Genomic DNA, 17,132 nt, shown 5'->3' with positions numbered 1-17,132 from the left:
GACGGTCTTGGACCACCTGTTCAGTCGCGCGCTGTTCGGGGACCGCCGGATGCGTAGTGGACCCGCGTCTGCGAGCTCACCTGGATGCCTACGCCGCGTCATTACTGCGATGGGCAGCGTGGGAAGCGCGCACCGTTGACCTCGACGACGCCGGAGACGGTGTGGCGGTGCGTTGGCTGACGGCGTGGGTGCGTCCCGAGGACGGTGCGGTGGCCGCCGACTTCGTTGGTTATGTCAACGACCCTGCGGATCTGGCACGGCCGGGATGCGACTTCGCGGTGTACCTGCACGATGCGAAAACGGTTCTCGAGTGGCTCGAGGACGAGTACGGGCAGGATCTCAGGGGCCTTCGGTTGTGGATTGTCGGTGCGGACGGACGGCCCGTGGTCCGGTGGCTCAACCCCGAATAGCCCGACTCGCTCAGCGTTCACCGGTAGTTCGAGTGCTGCTCCGGTAGGTAACCACACGCACCGTGGCGGGCCTCCACCAGCACCTTCAACGCTTTCTCCACGGCCCCCAGGCCAGCGAGCAGGCAGACGTTTTCCAGCTCCGTCTGGGTGAACCGCTGCATCCGCGGGTGAACGCGTTGCCAATGACTCGCGGCGCACCGGACGAGTCGGGTCCATTCAAGTCCGCAGCCACATCCGGTGGGTAAGTGTCGTTGTCAGGGTCCGTTGGGTCCTCGACATCCCAGGTCGACTTCGAGTGCGGATCGAGCCGTCGGTGTGCAAGAACGCGATCGTCCACGGATCGTCGTCCTCTTTCTCGGGCAGCGGAGACCATCCGATGTCGATGATCTGCGCCTCGGACTGACATGTCGAGAGGCTCCCGCTGCTCCCGAGATATTCCCGAGTTGTGCACGGAGAGCGGTGTAGCTGCGTGTAGTTCGGTGTGGTCGTGTCCGCGCTGACCAGCGCCTGAGGAGGTGTTTGTGCAGGTCAGCGGACTCGAGACCTCGAAAGGATCTGCTTCCACGTGCTGGCGGAGTACGCCCGGCACGCGGGACACCTTCACACAGCCTCTGAACTGGGCAAGACTGGCCCGACGACTGCTGACGCGACCGCAACCGCCGGGGCCGTTTTAGGGATCCGCTCCCCGGGCGAACTCAACCGGTCAGTGCACACCGGATGGCAAACCACAACGTGGAGGGCGTCCACGACGCCTGGACTGAGGGCGACTTAGATGCACGGACGCCGCCACGCAAGCTCCTCCGCCTCGAGGTCCGCAATGCCGAGACCCCGATCGAGCGGAAGCCGGAGTGGATCAAGACCCGGGCCAAGATGGGCCCCGAGTACAAGCACCTCCAGAGCCTGGTGAAGTCCGAGGGCCTCCACACCGTGTGCCAGGAAGCCGGCTGCCCCAACATCTTCGAGTGCTGGGAGGACCGCGAGGCGACCTTCCTCATCGGCGGCGACCAGTGCACGCGGCGCTGCGACTTCTGCCAGATCGACACCGGCAAGCCCCAGCCCCTCGACCGCGACGAGCCCCGCCGCGTGGCCGAGTCGGTGCAGAAGATGGAGCTGCGCTACGCGACCATCACCGGCGTCGCCCGCGACGACCTCGAGGACGGCGGTGCCTGGCTGTACGCCGAGACCGTCAAGCAGATCCACGAGCTCAACCCCGACACCGGCGTCGAGAACCTCATCCCCGACTTCAACGGCAAGCCCGACCTCCTGCGCGAGGTCTTCGAGTCGCGGCCCGAGGTGCTCGCCCACAACGTCGAGACGGTGCCGCGCATCTTCAAGCGGATCCGCCCCGCGTTCCGCTACGAGCGCTCCCTCGACGTGATCACCCAGGCCCGCGACTTCGGCCTCGTGACCAAGTCCAACCTCATCCTCGGCATGGGCGAGACCCGCGAGGAGGTCAGCCAGGCGCTGCGCGACCTGCACGAGGCCGGCTGCGAGCTGATCACCATCACCCAGTACCTCCGCCCCTCGGCCCGGCACCACCCCGTCGAGCGCTGGGTCAAGCCGGAGGAGTTCGTCGAGCTCAAGGACGAGGCCGACCAGATCGGGTTCTCCGGCGTCATGTCGGGCCCGCTGGTGCGCTCGTCGTACCGCGCCGGCCGGCTCTACTCCCAGACCATCCAACGGCGAGTGGCCGCGTCGCCCGTCCGTGGGTCTGACACCCCACGCTAGAGGGCCGTCGCTGTCCCAGGCGTCGTCAGACTCTGGATAGGACTCGTGAATCGCCGCAGGCACTCGGCTGAACCATCGCTCCAAAGTCCGGCTTGCCGGGAAGGTAGATATTGGTACTTCGGTACCCGAGAAGGAGGGCAGCGCTCCCGCTACCGCTACTGCGCCATCAAGGTCGACGCCATCACCGACGAGCTCGTGTCGCACGCAGCTCACTTCATGTCCCGCTCGAAGAAGAAGATCGTCGACGCTGCGTTGCGCGAGTACATCGACGCCCACCGCGAGGAGATCAACGCCGGCATCAAGGCTGCACTAGGCCAGCTCAACGGCACCGCCGCCGCTGCTGCGTCGCTCCTGACCGGCCTCGGCGCCGAAGAGCTTGACGACCTTGTGGCCTCCCGAAGTAGCCGGGCGCCTGGCGTCTTGCTGGAGGAGATCAGCCAAGGTCCCGCCGAGGCTGGCAGCCTGAATCGTCCCGCCACGCGGAGATGAACCGTGCTCCGGCGACGGTCTGGTCGATGCTCTTCCCGGCCTAGATCGCCAACGAGATCCTCGGCCTGGACGCCGATGACTGAGGCGCAGCAGTCCGCAATTAGTCCGCAAAAAGTCCGGCCGAGACCGATGCTCGCCAACGGCGCCCGACTGTCCAGCCAACGCGTTTCCGCAGGTCAGGCTGCCTTTTCCCGCATCAACCGGTGATGATCAACAACAGTCGAAACCCCGCCTGATCGTTCCGCTTCAACGTGTGAGTCGACGCGTGTGCGCAGTGCGGCTCGTGCGTGGACGTCATCCGCTGCGGCCGCCACGGCCACGACAACGTATGACGTCCCGACGCGAAGCGTGACCGCGTCAGTCGTTCCGCCATCGCGGTCCTCGAGCGTTGCGTCGACTCACCGAGCTGGACCGGCCGGTCGTGATGGCCATGCGGGTGCGCCAAGCTCGCGAGAGACCGCCCGGGCCGCGTCGCGCACGAGGTCGCTGACGTCGCGGCTCTCCAGGTCGCCACCGGAGGGGAGGACGACGCCGATGGCCCCGACGGCTTCGCCGTACGAGTCGAAGACGGGGCTCGCCACGGAACTCTCGCCGATGACGGCCTCATCCTGCTCGGTCGCGACACCGCTGGCCCGGACCTGGTCCAGCTGGTCCCTCAGGGTCTCCGGCGCAGTGATCGTCGCCCCGGTCATGCTCCGCAGCTCGGCCGAGGTGAGGATCCGCTTCTCATCCTCGTGGAGAAAGGCCAGCATGGCCTTGCCCAGAGCGCTGGCGTGGGCCGGGATGACGATGCCCACCTCCGGCATCTGGCGACTGCCGTCGGGCCGTGGCTCGTGGTGGATGATCACGACGTCGTCGATGAGGAGGACGCCGGTGCGGACTGCCAGTCCAGTGCGCCGGGCGAGGTCCTCGGCCCACGGGATCGCGCGTGACCTCAGCTCGAGCGTGTCGAGGTAGACGTTGCCGAGCCTGAGCACGGCAGGCCCCAGCTGGTAACGGCTCGACCCTCGGTCCTGAACGACCATCCCGTGCTCGACGAGGCTCCGGACAATCCCGTGCATGGTGGACGGAGCGAGGTCGAGGCGGGCCGCCAGCTCCGAGAGGCTCATCCGGCGGGTGCCCTGGAGCGCTGTCAGGACGCGGATGGCGCGGTCAATCGACTGGATCACGGGGGGCCTTTCTCCCGAGTGATGAAATTCACGAAATCTCTTGCGCACTAGTGAACCACAGGCGTAGCGTCCATATGACATTCGACAATATCGAATGACATTCGAAGTCTCCCACGGAAGGGGAACTGGCATGCTTGACGAGACCAATCTGTTCCAGCGCTTGGGTGCCGAGGCCATCGGCACCGCGTTTCTGGTGTTCATCGGGGTGGGGTCGGTCCCGGCCACCCTGATCGTCAACGGCGATGCGCCGTTCACGATGGCTGATCTGGGGATGATCTCCCTGGCGTTCGGCACGGTCGTGATCGCCACCGTCTACGCCCTCGGCCACATCGGGGGCAACCACATCAATCCGGCCGTGACCGTCGGGTTGGCCGCGTCCGGCAAGTTCCCGTGGAGCCAGGTGCCGGCCTATCTCGGAGCCCAGGTGGTCGGCGCGATCGTGGGCGCTGCAGCCATCCTCGGGGTCCTCGGCCACAAGGCCAGCGACGTCGGCCTGGGTGTGGCGGCCTACAACCCCGACACTGTGAGTGTGGTGCAGGCCTTCACCGCAGAGTTCGTGGGCACATTCATCCTGGTGTTCACGATCTTCGGCGTGATCCACCGCAAGGCCGCCGCCGGGTTCGCCGGGGTTGCGATCGGCCTGGTGGTCTTCGCGGCCATCATCCCCGTCGCTCCCACGACGGGCGCCTCGATCAACCCTGCCCGCACCTTCGGCCCGATGCTCGTCCAGCAGCTCGCGGGCGGTCAGGTGACGTGGGGCCAGCTGCCGGTCTACGTGGGCGCGGAGCTTCTCGCAGGTGTCGCCGCTGCCCTCCTGTACGGCCTGCTCTCCGCGACGCCTGCAGACCGGGCGCTCGCCGCAACAGGAGTGGACCTGGGCGCCCCCGAGCCCGAACCGGCCGCCGCCCGGGAGCGCAGCCATGCCTGACCGGGTCCCGGTCAACCTGTCCCGACGCCAGATCCTGGAGGAAATCTCATGAAGAAGCTGATCAACGACCCGAACGACGTGGTCGTCGAGGCGCTGCGTGGAATCGAGGCGGCCCATCCCGAGCTGCGGATCGACCACCAGCACAAGATCATCTACCGCGGTGACGCCCCCAAGCGGGGAAAGGTGGGGATCATCTCTGGCGGTGGCTCGGGCCACGAGCCGCTCCACGGTGGGTTCGTCGGCCTGGGGATGCTCGACGCCGCGTGTGCCGGCGAGATCTTCACGTCGCCGGTGCCCGAGCAGATGCAGGCGGCCACGAAGCTCGTCGACGGGGGTGCCGGTGTCCTTCACGTCGTGAAGAACTACACCGGCGACGTCATGAACTTCGAGATGGCTGCCGAGCTGGCGGCAGCTGAGACCGGCGCCCGCGTCGTTTCGGTCGTCACCGACGACGATGTCGCGGTGCAAGACAGCACGTGGACGGCGGGACGTCGCGGGGTCGGAGTCACCGTGCTGCTCGAGAAGATCGCGGGGGCAGCAGCCGAGCAGGGCCGCGACCTCGACCAGGTCGCGGAGGTGGCGCGCACGGTGAACGCGAACGGGCGGAGCATGGGTGTCGCGCTGACGTCGTGCACCGTTCCAGCTGCGGGCAAGCCGACGTTCGAGCTCGGCGAGACCGAGATGGAGCTCGGCGTCGGCATCCATGGCGAGCCGGGACGGCAGCGGCTTCCGCTCGCGCGCGCGAGCGAGATCGCCGAGCTGCTGGTCGAGCCGATCCTCGCGGACCTCCCGTTCAGCAAGGGTGATCCCGTCATCGCCTTCGTCAACGGGCTCGGCGGCACGCCGCTGATCGAGCTCTACGTGATGTTCAACGAGGTCAGCAGGATTCTGGGCCGCCACGGCGTGGTGATCGCACGTTCTCTCGTCGGCTCCTACATCACGTCGCTCGAGATGGCCGGATCGTCGGTCACCCTGCTCAAGGCAGATGACGAGCTGCTGTCCCTCTGGGACGCTCCGGTGAACACTGCGGCACTGAGATGGGGCATCTGAGAGATGGACGAGAACGTGACCACGGCGGTCCTCGAGGAGTGGGTGCGCAGGTTCGCCCACCTGGTCGCTGAGAACCGCGACCACCTGACCGAGCTCGATGCGGCGATCGGCGATGCCGACCACGGGTTGAACATGGATCGGGGGATGAGAGCCGTCGTGGCCGCGCTCGATGCCGGCACGCCGGCAACGGCGGGGGCCCTCTTCTCCAAGGTGGGCATGACGCTGGTCTCGACGGTCGGAGGAGCCAGCGGGCCGCTGTTCGGCACCCTCTTCCTGCGCATGGGCAGCACGTTCGGTGACGTGCAGACGACCTCTGCGCAGGAGCTCGCAGCCGCCCTGCGGGCCGGCCTCGGGGGCGTCGTGGACCGAGGCAAGGCTGGACCCCAGGACAAGACGATGTACGACGCGCTCTCACCCGCCGTCGAAGCGCTGGCTGCAGCGGTCGCCGACGGTGGCGACCTGGCCACCGGTCTCAAGGACGCCCGCGACGCCGCCGCCGCCGGGCGCGACGCGACCACCCCCATGCTGGCTCGCAAGGGTCGGGCGAGCTACCTCGGCGAGCGCAGCGTCGGCCACCAGGACCCCGGTGCGACGACGGTGGCCCTCCTGCTCGAAGCGGCGGCTGAAACGAACTTCTGATTTTCCGGACTGATGAGATGACGAGCGAGCGGAGTGCAGTGGACATGTCAGAGACCCCTTCGGGACATTCCCCGACCCAGACCTTCGACGATGGTGTCGGACTGGTCGTCGTCTCCCACAGCCGATCGCTCGCCCGTTCCGCCGTGGCCCTAGCCGCCGAGATGCTGCACGGCCGCCCGCTGAGGATCGAGGTGGCCGCCGGGCTGGACGAGACCACGTTCGGCACTGATGCAGTCGCGATCATGGAGGCCATCGAGCGCGTGGACGGCCCAGCGGGTGTCGTCGTGCTCATGGATCTCGGGAGCGCCGTGCTCAGCGCGGAGCTGGCGCTCGACCTGCTCCAGGACCCGTCCATCCGCGATCGCGTGACGCTGTCGCCCGCTCCCCTGGTCGAGGGCCTCATCGTCGCAGCCGTGGCCGCGGCCGGTGGAGCCACCCGGGCGGACGTGGCGGCCGAGGCCCGCGACGCGCTGATGGGCAAGGCCGGGCATCTGGCCACACCCCCGCACGAGGCGGCGTCGGACGACGCTGCGCTCAGCACGGAGGAGGTGGTCGGCGTCTTCTCCGTCGAGAACGCGCACGGCCTGCACGCTCGCCCGGCTGCCAGGCTCGTCAGCGAGGTCCGTGCGCTCGATGCGTCGATCCAGCTGCGCAACCTCACCACTGGTGGTGCTCCTGTCCCTGCCGGAAGCCTGAGCCGGGTCGCGACACTGGCGGCACTGCCAGGGCACGAGATCGAGGTCCGCGCTTCCGGACCCCAGGCCCAGGACGCGGTCGAGCACCTGCTCGGACTCGCCGCGCGACGGTTCGACGAGACTGTCGAGGAGACCGCCGCCCTGCGCGCCCAGCCCGCGACCGCATCGGTGAGCGGCCCGCTCCCGGCCTCACCCGGGATCGCGATCGGCCCGGTCCGCCGGCTCACCGCCGGCCCGATCGACCTCGACGGCGATCCGGCCGGGGAGCCGAGTGCGGAGTGGCGACGAATCGTGGAGTCCGTGGCCGCCGTACGACGCGACATCGAGCACGTCAAGGTGGTCACGGCCCGCGAGGTGGGGTCGGAACAGGCGGGCATCTTCGACGCCCACCTCGCCCTGCTCACTGACGCCGAGATGCTCGCCGACGTCAAGGCCCGAACCAGGACGGGGATCGGGGCGGTTGCTGCATGGGCACGGTGCCTCGCCGATGTCGAGCGCGCGTGGGCGAGCATGCCCGACCCCTACCTCAGGGAACGCGCCGCCGATGTCCGCGCCGTCGCCGACCAGGTGCTGCGGACACTCACGGGGGACCCCGGGCGGCGGATGTCCGGACCCGGGGTGCTGGTGGCGGACGACCTGACGCCGGCGGAGACGGCCGGACTCGACCTGGTCCTGGTGAGCGGAGTGCTCCTCGCCCAGGGCAGCCCGAGCTCGCACGCGGCCATCCTTGCCCGCGCTCGCGACATCCCGGTCATCGTGGCGGCCGGAAGCGAGGTGCTCTCCATCCCGGAAGGCACCACTGTCCTCCTGGACGGCGCCACCGGAGAAGTGCACATCGACCCCGTGCCGGAGCTGCTCGAGAAGTTTCAGCGACGAGCAGCAGAGGCGGCGGAGCAACGCTCCATGCAGCTCGCCCGGGCCACGGAACCGGCTGTGTCCAGCGACGGAATCGAAGTCGTCGTCGTCGCCAACCTCGGATCCGTCGCGGACGCCCGCGCTGCCCGTGCTGCCGGCGCGGACGGCGCCGGACTCGTCCGGACCGAGTTCCTCTTCCTCGACCGGAGCGCGGCGCCCGACGTGGAGGAGCAGCAGTCCGAGTACAGCGCCATCGCCGAGGCCATGGACGGGCGACGGATCACCCTGCGCACGCTCGACGTCGGAGGAGACAAACCGTTGTCCTACCTGCCCATGCAGCAGGAGGCCAACCCGTTCCTCGGCCAGCGGGGCATCCGGCTCAGCCTCGACCACCGCGATCTCCTGCGCGGTCAGATGGATGCGATCTGCCGCACGGCCCGTCGCTTCCCGACCAGCATCATGATCCCGATGGTGTCGACGCCCGCCGAGATGATCGAGGCCCGTCAGGTGCTCGTGGAGGCGGCCGGGGAGTCGGGCATCCCCGAGGGTCTCCGTGTCGGAACGATGATCGAAGTTCCGTCAGCGGCGCTCAAGATCGAGGCGTTCCTGCCCCACGTCGACTTCGTCAGCATCGGCACCAACGACCTGACTCAGTACGCCCTCGCGGCGGAACGAGGGAACGCTGCCGTTGCGGCGCTGTCCGACGCCCTCGACCCCGGTGTTCTCCAGCTGATCGACCGGGTGTGCCGGGCCGCACGCGGCCTGATCGACGTCGCCGTCTGCGGCGAGGCAGCCTCCGACGAGCTGGCGATCCCTGTGCTCGTGGGCCTGGGCGTGCGGGAGCTGAGCGTCTCGCCGCCTGCAGTACCCAGGGTCAAGGCAGCGATACGTCAGCTCGACGTCGAGCACTGCTCCGCGCTTGCCCAGCGCGCCCTCGGGCTGGCCGAGGCTGACGACGTGCGGAAGCTCGTGCTCACGATGCTGTCGGAGGGCGGCAGCTGAGCAACAGCCCAGGTGTTGCCTAGCGCCGGAAGGTCACGTGGACGGTGCCACTCTCGGCCGTCTCAGCCGTGACGTCGTACGCCGACTCCAGGCCGCGCAGGTCGTCCCACAGGCGGATGCCGCTGCCGAGGATGATCGGCGCGATCGCCACGTGGAGGTGGTCGACGAGCCCGGCTTTCAGGAAGTCGCGCACGACGGTCGGTCCACCGCCCACCCGCACGTCCTTGCCGTCGGCGACGGCGAGCGCGCGGTCCAGCGCCTCCTGCGGGGTCGCGGACAGGAAGTGGAAGGTCGTGCCGCCCGCCATCTCGATCGGTGGCCGGGGCGCGCCGTGCGTGAGCACGAACACCGGGAACCCGAACGGGGGCTCCTCGCCCCACCAGCCGCGCCAGTCCGGGTCGTCGGGGAAGTTGTGCAGGCCGAACATCCCGGCGCCCATGATCTCCGCGCCGAGCTCGGCGAAGTACGCCTGCGCGTAGGCGTCGTCCACGCCCGTGGTTCCCTCGCCTGATGTGTCGTGCAGGACGCGTTCGCGGAAGGTCCTGGTCGCGGTGTAGGCGCTGACCAGTCGCGGCCAGTCGTCGCCGAAGGGGTTCTCCGGCGTCTGGTCCGTCGTGGTCGCGAAGCCGTCGAGCGAGATGTTGAGGTCGACACGAACTGCCATCAGGGCCCCGTCAGCGTGCTTGTGGATGGGATCGCACCCTACTGAACGGGTCCGGGTCGGCGCCGGGCTCCAGGGGCGGACGACCCCCGGATGTGTTGATTCCGGTCACAAACACAGATTTCGGGGAAGCCTGCGGGCGCCTCGCTCGTTGAGCACGGCATGAGCACGATGACTCCCACCCGCCTGATCGACGACCTCAACGTCCTGCACGCCTCCTTCGTCGAGGGCGTCAACCGCGCCGCCGGTGACGGTGACCTCGCCCGCGCCGTCGAGCTGGCGCGGCAGTACGACCTCGAGGCGACCCGCATGGTCGCCGAGCGCGAGGGCAAGGCTCACCTGCTGCCGCTGCGGACGCGCACGGCGGCGTAGCGCCCTCGGGTCAGGCCCACCCGGTGACGGTCGAGGAGCTGGCCGCGCAGAAGACGTTGCCCTCGGGGTCCTCGAGGACGGCCCAGGTGTCGGGGTTGTCGAGGGTCGCCGGGTCCTGGCGCACCTCCACGAAGTGAGCGCCGAGCGCCATGAGCCGGCTGACCTCGTCGTCGAGGGCACCCTCGGTGACCAGGTCGAGGTGGAGCCGGTTCTTGCCGACCCGGGGTTCGGGCACCTTCATGAAGTAGAGCGGCGTGGCCTGGCGGGCGGGATCGCTGACGAGGTACTCGTCGGTGTTGCGCTCGACCGACGTGCGGCCCAGGACCTTGGCCCAGAAGGCGGCCTGTGCCTTCGGGTTGCGGCAGTCGACCACGACGGCCTGGAGCGATGACGTCATCCCGACTCCTCCCCGTGTCGCCCGCTGAGTCGGTCCCAGAGTAAGCGCGGGGAGGCGCGGTGTCCCGGCTACGAGTACGGCGCCGTGGCAGCCATACTGCGCCGGTGAACACTCGGATTCGCGCCGCGGCGGCCCTCCTGGGCTCCCTCGTCCTCCTCGCGGCCTCGGCCTGCGGGACCGTCCAGCCCGAGGGCGGGACGTAGCAGGGCAAGGCCGCCCTCCCGCCGTACTGCGCCACGACGGGTGGCAAGGACGCCGACTTCTGGCGGCTGGTGGAGCGCTCCTGCTCCGGCGGGGCGACCGACGGCGACCGCCGCCAGGCGCACGCGTTGAAGCGGGCGCTGGCGGGACTGGACGCCGACGAGGTGGCCGACTTCCACCGCACGCTGGTCCGGGTCAGCCGGACCCTCTACACCCGCGAGATCGCGGGGGAGGCCGATGCGCTGTGCCTGCCGGGCCTCGGGCTGGGCGACGACCTCTTCACGGACTTCCGGAGCTGGGTCATCGCGCACGGCCAGGCGGCGTACGACGGGGTGCGGGCCGACCCGTCGCTGCTGGCCGCCTTCCCCGACATCGAGCGCGGGTGCGGCCGGGGGGAGCCGTTCGGCGAGGCGGCGCTCGACGTCTACCTGCGCAAGACCGGACGCACCGCGGCCCGGTCCGGGCTGCCGGTCCTCGAGCCGAGTCGGCCGCCCAAGGCCTGACACGGACCCGGGACGGCAGAGGGTCAGGCGTGGGTGCGGTTCTTGCCCGCGACTCCCTCGGCGACGCCGATGAGCAGCACCGCCGCGATCACGGCGAGGACGAAGCCGAGGACGTTGAGCTCCCAGATGGAGCCGGTGCCGAGCGCCGAGGCGATCAGTCCGCCGATGAGCGAGCCGACGAGGCCGAGCCCGAGGGTGGCGAGGATGCCGAGGTTCTGCTTGCCCGGCTTGATGAGTCGAGCGAGGGCCCCGATGATGAGGCCGGCGATGAGGAAACCGATCATGCGGTCAACCTACGCCCCTCCGCCCAGCCCTTGCCCGGCGCGCACGACGTCCCCCAGCATCGGTCCATGGAGCCGACGATCTACGAGGCCGCAGGCGGGTACGACGGCCTGCTGCGGCTCGCGCACGCCTGGCACGAGAGGTGCCTGGCCGACCCGGTCGCGAGCCACCCGTTCGGCCACCCGGGACAGCACCCGGACCACCTCGAGCGGCTGGCGACGTACTGGGCCGAGGCGCTCGGCGGGCCGGCGGCCTACACCGGCGCGATGGCCGACCACAGCCACGTGCTGCGCCTGCACGCCGGCAACGGCGAGCACCACGATCTCGACGAGCGGGCGGTGGGGTGCTTCACGGCGGCCCTCCAGGACGCCGGATTCGGCGACGACGGACCGCTGCACGACACGCTCCTGGCCTACTTCCGGTGGGGCACCGACCTGATGGCGGCCCACCCGGACACCCCCGACGACGTCCCCGACGATGTGCCGCTGCCTCACTGGTCGTGGGACGGGCCCGCGTGAGTCGGGTGCCGGCTCAGGGTTCGCGGGTCAGAATGGTCCTGTGCTGCCCACGCTGACACCCCGCGCCCTGGTCGGACTGCGCCGCTCGTTCGGCGCCGGCGGCCGGGACAGCTACGACTCCCCGCACCACTACGACGGGGTCTTCCACAACCGCGAGCCGGCGCGGGTGGTCGAGTCCGGCGGCCGGGGCTCGATCGCGCGGGAGTTCGCGACGAAGGGCAACGTCGGCAAGCCCGCCGGCGCCGTCCCGCTGGTCGCCCCGCGCTGGGCCGAGCAGGCGGCCGACTGCGCCGCCACCTGGCTGGGCCACTCGACGGTGCTGCTCGAGGTGGGCGGGCGCTGGGTGCTCACCGACCCGGTCTGGAGCGAGCGCGTCTCACCGTCCGCGACGGTCGGGCCGCGCCGCAGCCACCCCGTCCCGGCGAGCCTGGACGACCTGCCCCGCCTCGACGCGGTGCTGATCTCCCACGACCACTACGACCACCTCGACACCGCGACCATCGACCGGCTGACCCGCCTGCAGGAGGTGCCGTTCGTGGTGCCGCTCGGCGTCGGCGAACACCTGCGGTCCTGGGGCGTCCCGGACGACCGCATCCTCGAGCTCGACTGGGACGAGTCGGTCGACCTCGACGGGCTGGTGCTCTCCTGCACGGAGGCCCGGCACTTCTCGGGCCGCCTGTTCCGCTCCAACCTCACGCTCTGGTCGTCCTGGCTGGTCGAGGCCGGTGACCGCCGCGTCTTCTTCGGCGGCGACACCGGCTACACCCCGGCCTTCGCCGAGCTCGGCCGCCAGCGCGGTCCGGTCGACCTGACGGTGCTGCCCATCGGGGCGTACGACGTCCGCTGGCCCGACGTCCACATGGACCCCGCCGAGGCGGTCCGGACCCACGTCGAGCTGCGCGGCGAGGTGATGCTGCCGATCCACTGGGCGACCTTCGACCTGGCCTTCCACCCCTGGGCCGCGCCGGCCGACTGGGCGCGCCGGGAGGCAGCCGAGGCCGGCGTACGCCTCGCGCAGCCGCGGCCCGGAGAGCGCTTCGACGTCGGCGGGGACCTGCCGACGACGGAGTGGTGGAGCGGCCTCTGAGCTGGCCGGGTCCCGGCCGCACTGCGTACTCTCGCTCGCTTTGGGTAACAAACCCGGAGAACCGACGAGAGGGGCGACATGTCACCCGAGACCATCGCCGGCCGCTATGAGGTCGAGCGTGAGGTGGGCCGTGGCGGGATGGGCAGCGTCTGGCTGTGCCGTGACGTCGTCCTGAGCCGCGTGGTGGCCGCCAAGCAGGTCGGCCTGATGCCGGGGGAGGCCACCCCCGACCTGGCCCGGGCGATGCGTGAGGCGCGCTCGTCCGCGCCGCTCAACCACCCCAACGTCGTGTCGGTGTACGACGTGATCGAGGAGGGGGACCACATCTGGCTGGTGATGGAGTACGTCCCCGGCCGCACTCTCGCGCAGATCATGGCCGACGGCCGCCTCGCGCCGGGACGGGCCGCCGGCCTGGGCGCCCAGGTGGCCGACGGTCTGGCCGCTGCGCACGCCCGCGGCACGGTGCACCGCGACGTGAAGCCCAGCAACATCCTCGTCACCGATGACGACCACGCGAAGATCTCCGACTTCGGCATCTCCCGCACGACCGGCGACGCGGTCCTGACCCACTCGGGCCTGGTGTCCGGCACCCCGGCGTACTTCTCGCCCCAGCTCGCCCGCGGGCTGGAGCCGACGCCCGCCGACGACGTCTGGGCGCTCGGCGCCACGCTGTACGCCGCGGTCGAGGGGCGTCCACCCTTCCCCGAGCAGGCCAACCACCTCGCCATGCTCACCGAGATCACCTCGGGCGAGGTGCGAGCGGCCGAGGACCCCGGGGCGCTCGCCGGCCCGCTCCAGCGGATGCTGGACCCGGACCCCGACGCGCGCTGGTCCATGAGCGAGGTGGCCCAGGCGCTGCACCGCATCCATCGCGACCACGACGACAGTGGCACCCGTGCCTCGGTCCCCGTGGCCGCCGCGACGTCGGTGCTGCCCGAGGCCGCTCCCGATCCCGCACCCGATCCCACCCCCACACCGCAGGAGGCGTACGTCGCGCCGGCTCCCGTGCCGTCCGGCCAGGACAGCCAGAACAGTCAGGGAAGTCGCCGTGCGCTGCTGGTCGGCCTGGCCGTCCTGCTGCTGGTGGCGGCGCTCGGGGGCGGCTACCTCCTGCTCAACGACGGCAACGGCAGCGACACCGCTGGCGGGCCGACGGCGGGATCCTCCGGCACGACGTCCCCGGACACGTCCACGCGCACGTCCACGGGAACATCGTCGAGCCTGTCGCAGGGCCACGAGACCTCCTCCGCCTCTTCCCCTTCCCCGGCCCCGGCTTCGGGGAGCAGGACCGGCTTCGTCGAGGACTACTACGGCGTCCTGCCCGACGACACGGAGGCCGGGTGGTCGATGTTGTCCCGCGACTACCAGAGCCGCACGTCGTACGGCGACTACGCGGGCTTCTGGGACACCATCGACGAGGTCTCGGTCGACGTCGCCCCCGCCCCGGGTGGCGCCGTGGACGCCACGATCACCTACACGACGGATGGCAGCTCCCAGACCGAGACCCGCCGCATCGAGCTGGCGCGGGACGGCGACGGCTACCTGATCTCCGGGGACCAGGTCGTGGGGTGAGCCGGCCTCAGGCCCGGGGCGCGGCCACCCAACGCTGGAGCGCGTCGCCGAGCTCGCGCGGGCTGACCGGCTTGGACACGTAGTCGTCCATGCCCGCGGCCAGGCACCGCTCGCGGTCGCCGTCGATCACCCCGGCCGTCATCGCGATGATCGGCGTGTGGCGGACCGGGCCCTCGATCCGCCGGATCTCGCCGGTCGCCTCGTAGCCGTCCATGCCGGGCATCTGGCAGTCCATGAGCACCACGTCGAACGTCTGGTCCGCCAGCAGCCGCAGCGCGGAGTGTCCGTCGTCGGCGAGCGTCACGGCGTAGCCGAGGTGGTGCAGGATCCCCTCCGCCACCATCTGGTTGACCTCGCTGTCCTCGACGACCAGCACCCGCCCGAGCGAGGCGGCCGGCGCCGGCTCGGCCGCCACGGGCGTGTCGGGCACCGCCACGGCGCGCGGGGCGTTGAGCGCCTCGAGCAGCGCGTCGTGGAGCTGCGCGAGGTGCACCGGCTTGGTGAGCCGGGCCGCGATCCCGACCTCGCCCGCCTCCACCGACGTCACGTCGGGCCCGGACGTCAGCAGCACCATCGCCGGCCCGCCCAGCGCCGGGTCGGCGGAGACGCTGCGCGCCAGCTCGAGCCCGTCCATGCCGGGCATGCAGAGGTCCAGCACCACGAGCTCGTACGTCGATCCCTGCAGCAGCCGGAGTGCCGTCGGTCCGTCGGGGGCGGTGTCGGGCGCCATGCCCCACGCAGTCAGCTGCTCGGTGAGGATCAGCCGGTTGGTCTGGTTGTCGTCGACGACCAGGACCCGCATCCCGGAGAGCACGTCGGCGTGGTGCGGGGGCGCGGGCAACGGCGCCAGCACCCGGCGCAGCGGCAGGGTCACCCAGAACGTGCTGCCCCGGCCCGGCTCGCTGTCGACCCCGATCCGGCCCCCCATCGCCTCGACGAGCTGGCGGGAGATGGCCAGCCCGAGCCCCGTGCCGCCGTACTTGCGCGTGGTCGAGGAGTCGGCCTGCAGGAACGGCTCGAACAGCCGCTCCTGCTGGTCGGGCTCGATGCCGACCCCGGTGTCGCTGACCTCGAAGCGGACCACGACCTCCTCGTCGGACTCGTCCTCCAGCAGGGCACGGACCACGACCTCGCCGGACTCGGTGAACTTCACGGCGTTGGAGGTGAGGTTGAGCAGCACCTGTCGCAGCCGGGCCGGGTCGCCGCGCAGCGCCAGCGGGAGCTCGGGGGAGCACCACGCCAGCAGCTCGAGGTCCTTGCGCTGGGCGGTCTCGGCGAGCAGCTCGGCCGCTTCCTCGACGACGCTCACGAGCGGGAAGTCGATCTCCTCGAGGTCGAGGTGGCCGGACTCGACCTTCGAGAAGTCGAGGATGTCGTTGATGATCATCAGCAGCGCCTCACCGGCGCCGCGCACGCCCTCGGCGTACTGCCGCTGGCGCGCCGTGAGGTCGGAGTTGAGCAGCAGCCCGGTCAGCCCGATCACGCCGTTCATGGGCGTGCGGATCTCGTGGCTCATCGTGGCGAGGAACGCCGACTTGGCCCGCGACCCCTCCAGCGCGGCGTCGCGCCCCGCCCGCGCGTCCGCCCGCGCCCGCGCCTCGGACCGCAGCAGCCTCGCCGTGCGGGCGAAGGCCAGGGCGAGCAGGACGGCCAGCCCGACGAAGGTCTCGACCGGGCTCGGGTCCCGCCCCCGCGCGAGGTCGAGCAGCTCCAGGCCGGGCGGGACGAGCAGCGGCAGGATCGCGATGCCGAGCCGGCCGAGCGTCGCACCCAGCGGCTCGTCGTCGTCCAGGACCGGCTCGAGCGGAGCGGCCCGGTGCCAGGCACCCAGTGCCATCAGCATCGAGCCGGTCATCCAGCCCGCGTCGAGCAGGGCGTTCTGCCACTGGGTGGCGTCGAGGAGGAGGTAGCCGAGGTCGGAGGCGAGCCAGCAGTAGATGCCGACCCCGAACCACAGACCCAGCTGCTCGCGCGAGCGCCGGTTGAGCAGCGCGCGGATCACAAGCGCGAGCACGACGGCGTCGGCGACCGGGTAGGTCGCCCACACCACGCGCACGTACGCCGGCACCGAGCCGTCGGCGACGATCGACTCGATCGAGAAGTTCCAGAAGACGAGCAGGCTGACCGTCACCACGGTCAGGGCGTCGATGGCCGCGTCGACGTCGAAGCGGCCGCGCCAGTTGCTGCGGGCGAGCACCACGCAGACCGCGCCGCCGAGCCCGAGGTAGCTGGCGAGGTAGGGCAGGTCCGCCGGCGACACGTTGGGCTCGAGCCCGGCCCACTGGTAGCTCAGCCAGATCAGGTCACCCAGTGCCGTCGACGCGAGCCCGGCCGCGATGAGCAGGGCCACCTGGCGCTGCGGCCCGGTGGCCTGCCGCCAGCCCGCGAGGGCCAGGACGGCCCCGCCGCAGATCAGGGCGAGGTACGTCGTGTCGCCGACCCGTCCGACCGGGGAGACGAGGTGGACGAGGAGGACCGCGACGCAGGCCAGCGCCAGGGCGGCGACCCACGCCCGTGAGCGCCGCTGCACGACCTCCATGCTGGTCATTGTGGCCCAGCGGGAGGCCCGGATGG

The 17,132-nt window shown here is 70.6% G+C and carries 16 protein-coding genes and 2 pseudogenes; 13 read left to right on the top strand and 5 right to left on the bottom strand.

Features of this window, described 5'->3' with window-relative positions:
• Positions 1–56 precede the first annotated feature (56 nt).
• The 3 genes from EJF31_RS15375 (at position 57) to EJF31_RS21930 (ending at position 2,627) form a co-directional block, all read left to right on the top strand.
• Positions 57–410, top strand: coding sequence for a hypothetical protein (locus EJF31_RS15375; protein ID WP_125038022.1), 354 nt, complete (start codon positions 57–59; stop codon positions 408–410).
• A gap of 717 nt (positions 411–1,127) precedes the next feature.
• Positions 1,128–2,138, top strand: coding sequence for a lipoyl synthase (gene lipA, locus EJF31_RS15365; RefSeq protein ID WP_260430896.1), 1,011 nt, complete (start codon positions 1,128–1,130; stop codon positions 2,136–2,138).
• Positions 2,139–2,183: 45 nt separating this feature from the next.
• On the top strand, positions 2,184–2,627 hold the full coding sequence (locus EJF31_RS21930) for a hypothetical protein (RefSeq protein WP_185736299.1): 444 nt from the start codon (positions 2,184–2,186) through the stop codon (positions 2,625–2,627).
• Positions 2,628–3,025: 398 nt separating this feature from the next.
• Here EJF31_RS21930 and EJF31_RS15355 read toward each other — a convergent pair whose 3' ends face one another.
• Complete coding sequence (locus EJF31_RS15355) at positions 3,026–3,796, bottom strand: IclR family transcriptional regulator (protein ID WP_125038021.1); 771 nt, start codon at positions 3,794–3,796, stop codon at positions 3,026–3,028.
• Positions 3,797–3,890: 94 nt separating this feature from the next.
• Here EJF31_RS15355 and EJF31_RS15350 point away from each other — a divergent pair, with 94 nt between their 5' ends.
• The 5 genes and pseudogenes from EJF31_RS15350 (at position 3,891) to ptsP (ending at position 8,965) form a co-directional block, all read left to right on the top strand.
• Positions 3,891–4,724, top strand: a complete 834-nt coding sequence (locus EJF31_RS15350) for an MIP/aquaporin family protein (RefSeq protein ID WP_260430895.1) — start codon at positions 3,891–3,893, stop codon at positions 4,722–4,724.
• 48 nt (positions 4,725–4,772) lie between these two features.
• The gene (gene dhaK, locus EJF31_RS15345; RefSeq protein WP_125038020.1) at positions 4,773–5,774 is read left to right on the top strand and encodes a dihydroxyacetone kinase subunit DhaK; all 1,002 of its coding nucleotides are present in this window, start codon (positions 4,773–4,775) and stop codon (positions 5,772–5,774) included.
• A gap of 3 nt (positions 5,775–5,777) precedes the next feature.
• Positions 5,778–6,413: a dihydroxyacetone kinase subunit DhaL gene (dhaL, locus tag EJF31_RS15340; protein ID WP_125038019.1), complete on the top strand. Its 636-nt coding sequence runs from the start codon at positions 5,778–5,780 to the stop codon at positions 6,411–6,413.
• Positions 6,414–6,457: 44 nt separating this feature from the next.
• Positions 6,458–6,910: pseudogene (gene dhaM, locus EJF31_RS22355) on the top strand (dihydroxyacetone kinase phosphoryl donor subunit DhaM); the annotation flags it as partial.
• Positions 6,887–8,965, top strand: a complete 2,079-nt coding sequence (gene ptsP / locus EJF31_RS15335; protein WP_260430932.1) for a phosphoenolpyruvate--protein phosphotransferase — start codon at positions 6,887–6,889, stop codon at positions 8,963–8,965. The pseudogene dhaM and the gene ptsP, both read left to right, overlap by 24 nt.
• A 19-nt stretch (positions 8,966–8,984) precedes the next feature.
• Here ptsP and EJF31_RS15330 read toward each other — a convergent pair whose 3' ends face one another.
• Positions 8,985–9,629: a dihydrofolate reductase family protein gene (locus EJF31_RS15330; protein WP_125038017.1), complete on the bottom strand. Its 645-nt coding sequence runs from the start codon at positions 9,627–9,629 to the stop codon at positions 8,985–8,987.
• A 159-nt stretch (positions 9,630–9,788) separates the two neighbouring features.
• On the opposite strand from EJF31_RS15330, the gene EJF31_RS15325 reads away from it, so the two are divergent.
• Positions 9,789–9,998 carry a hypothetical protein gene (locus EJF31_RS15325; protein WP_125038016.1) on the top strand — a complete coding sequence of 70 codons (210 nt, stop codon included), beginning with the start codon at positions 9,789–9,791 and terminating at the stop codon, positions 9,996–9,998.
• A 10-nt stretch (positions 9,999–10,008) separates the two neighbouring features.
• On the opposite strand, the gene EJF31_RS15320 is transcribed toward EJF31_RS15325, so the two are convergent.
• On the bottom strand, positions 10,009–10,395 hold the full coding sequence (locus EJF31_RS15320; RefSeq protein ID WP_125038015.1) for a VOC family protein: 387 nt from the start codon (positions 10,393–10,395) through the stop codon (positions 10,009–10,011).
• A 266-nt stretch (positions 10,396–10,661) separates the two neighbouring features.
• Between EJF31_RS15320 and EJF31_RS15315 the strand changes: the two are divergent.
• Positions 10,662–11,099, top strand: a pseudogene (locus EJF31_RS15315) (DUF4240 domain-containing protein); the annotation flags it as partial.
• 23 nt (positions 11,100–11,122) lie between these two features.
• Here EJF31_RS15315 and EJF31_RS15310 read toward each other — a convergent pair.
• Positions 11,123–11,383, bottom strand: a complete 261-nt coding sequence (locus EJF31_RS15310) for a GlsB/YeaQ/YmgE family stress response membrane protein (RefSeq protein WP_125038013.1) — start codon at positions 11,381–11,383, stop codon at positions 11,123–11,125.
• Positions 11,384–11,449: 66 nt separating this feature from the next.
• Between EJF31_RS15310 and EJF31_RS15305 the strand changes: the two genes are divergently transcribed.
• The 3 genes from EJF31_RS15305 (at position 11,450) to EJF31_RS15295 (ending at position 14,558) form a co-directional block, all read left to right on the top strand.
• Positions 11,450–11,899 (top strand): oxidoreductase, encoded by a 450-nt coding sequence (locus EJF31_RS15305; protein ID WP_125038012.1) that lies wholly within the window; start codon positions 11,450–11,452, stop codon positions 11,897–11,899.
• A 40-nt stretch (positions 11,900–11,939) separates the two neighbouring features.
• Positions 11,940–12,986: an MBL fold metallo-hydrolase gene (locus EJF31_RS15300; protein WP_221767596.1), complete on the top strand. Its 1,047-nt coding sequence runs from the start codon at positions 11,940–11,942 to the stop codon at positions 12,984–12,986.
• A gap of 78 nt (positions 12,987–13,064) precedes the next feature.
• A complete protein-coding gene (locus EJF31_RS15295) occupies positions 13,065–14,558 on the top strand; it encodes a serine/threonine-protein kinase (protein ID WP_125038010.1) in 1,494 nt (497 codons plus the stop codon).
• 7 nt (positions 14,559–14,565) lie between these two features.
• Here the strand turns inward: EJF31_RS15295 and EJF31_RS15290 are convergent, their stop codons facing one another.
• Complete coding sequence (locus tag EJF31_RS15290; protein WP_125038009.1) at positions 14,566–17,097, bottom strand: response regulator; 2,532 nt, start codon at positions 17,095–17,097, stop codon at positions 14,566–14,568.
• Between the last annotated feature and the right edge of the window lie 35 nt (positions 17,098–17,132).

The sequence above is a fragment of the Nocardioides sp. LS1 genome, assembly GCF_003865225.1.
In the GTDB taxonomy this organism is placed as follows: Bacteria; Actinomycetota; Actinomycetes; order Propionibacteriales; family Nocardioidaceae; genus Nocardioides; species Nocardioides ginsengisegetis.
The sequence above is the reverse complement of the archived record's forward strand: the minus strand, read 5'-3'. Positions and strand labels throughout refer to the sequence as shown.

Bases quoted from the DNA above. Each gene is read 5' to 3' on its own strand.
- lipA (WP_260430896.1), top strand. From the start codon at position 1,128: ATGGCAAACCACAACGTGGAGGGCGTCCACGACGCCTGGACTGAGGGC.
- EJF31_RS15350 (WP_260430895.1), top strand. From the start codon at position 3,891: ATGACATTCGAAGTCTCCCACGGAAGGGGAACTGGCATGCTTGACGAG.
- dhaK (WP_125038020.1), top strand. From the start codon at position 4,773: ATGAAGAAGCTGATCAACGACCCGAACGACGTGGTCGTCGAGGCGCTG.
- dhaL (WP_125038019.1), top strand. From the start codon at position 5,778: ATGGACGAGAACGTGACCACGGCGGTCCTCGAGGAGTGGGTGCGCAGG.
- ptsP (WP_260430932.1), top strand. From the start codon at position 6,887: ATGGGCAAGGCCGGGCATCTGGCCACACCCCCGCACGAGGCGGCGTCG.
- EJF31_RS15330 (WP_125038017.1), bottom strand. From the start codon at position 9,629: ATGGCAGTTCGTGTCGACCTCAACATCTCGCTCGACGGCTTCGCGACC.
- EJF31_RS15325 (WP_125038016.1), top strand. From the start codon at position 9,789: ATGAGCACGATGACTCCCACCCGCCTGATCGACGACCTCAACGTCCTG.
- EJF31_RS15320 (WP_125038015.1), bottom strand. From the start codon at position 10,395: ATGACGTCATCGCTCCAGGCCGTCGTGGTCGACTGCCGCAACCCGAAG.
- EJF31_RS15310 (WP_125038013.1), bottom strand. From the start codon at position 11,383: ATGATCGGTTTCCTCATCGCCGGCCTCATCATCGGGGCCCTCGCTCGA.
- EJF31_RS15305 (WP_125038012.1), top strand. From the start codon at position 11,450: ATGGAGCCGACGATCTACGAGGCCGCAGGCGGGTACGACGGCCTGCTG.
- EJF31_RS15295 (WP_125038010.1), top strand. From the start codon at position 13,065: ATGTCACCCGAGACCATCGCCGGCCGCTATGAGGTCGAGCGTGAGGTG.
- EJF31_RS15290 (WP_125038009.1), bottom strand. From the start codon at position 17,097: ATGGAGGTCGTGCAGCGGCGCTCACGGGCGTGGGTCGCCGCCCTGGCG.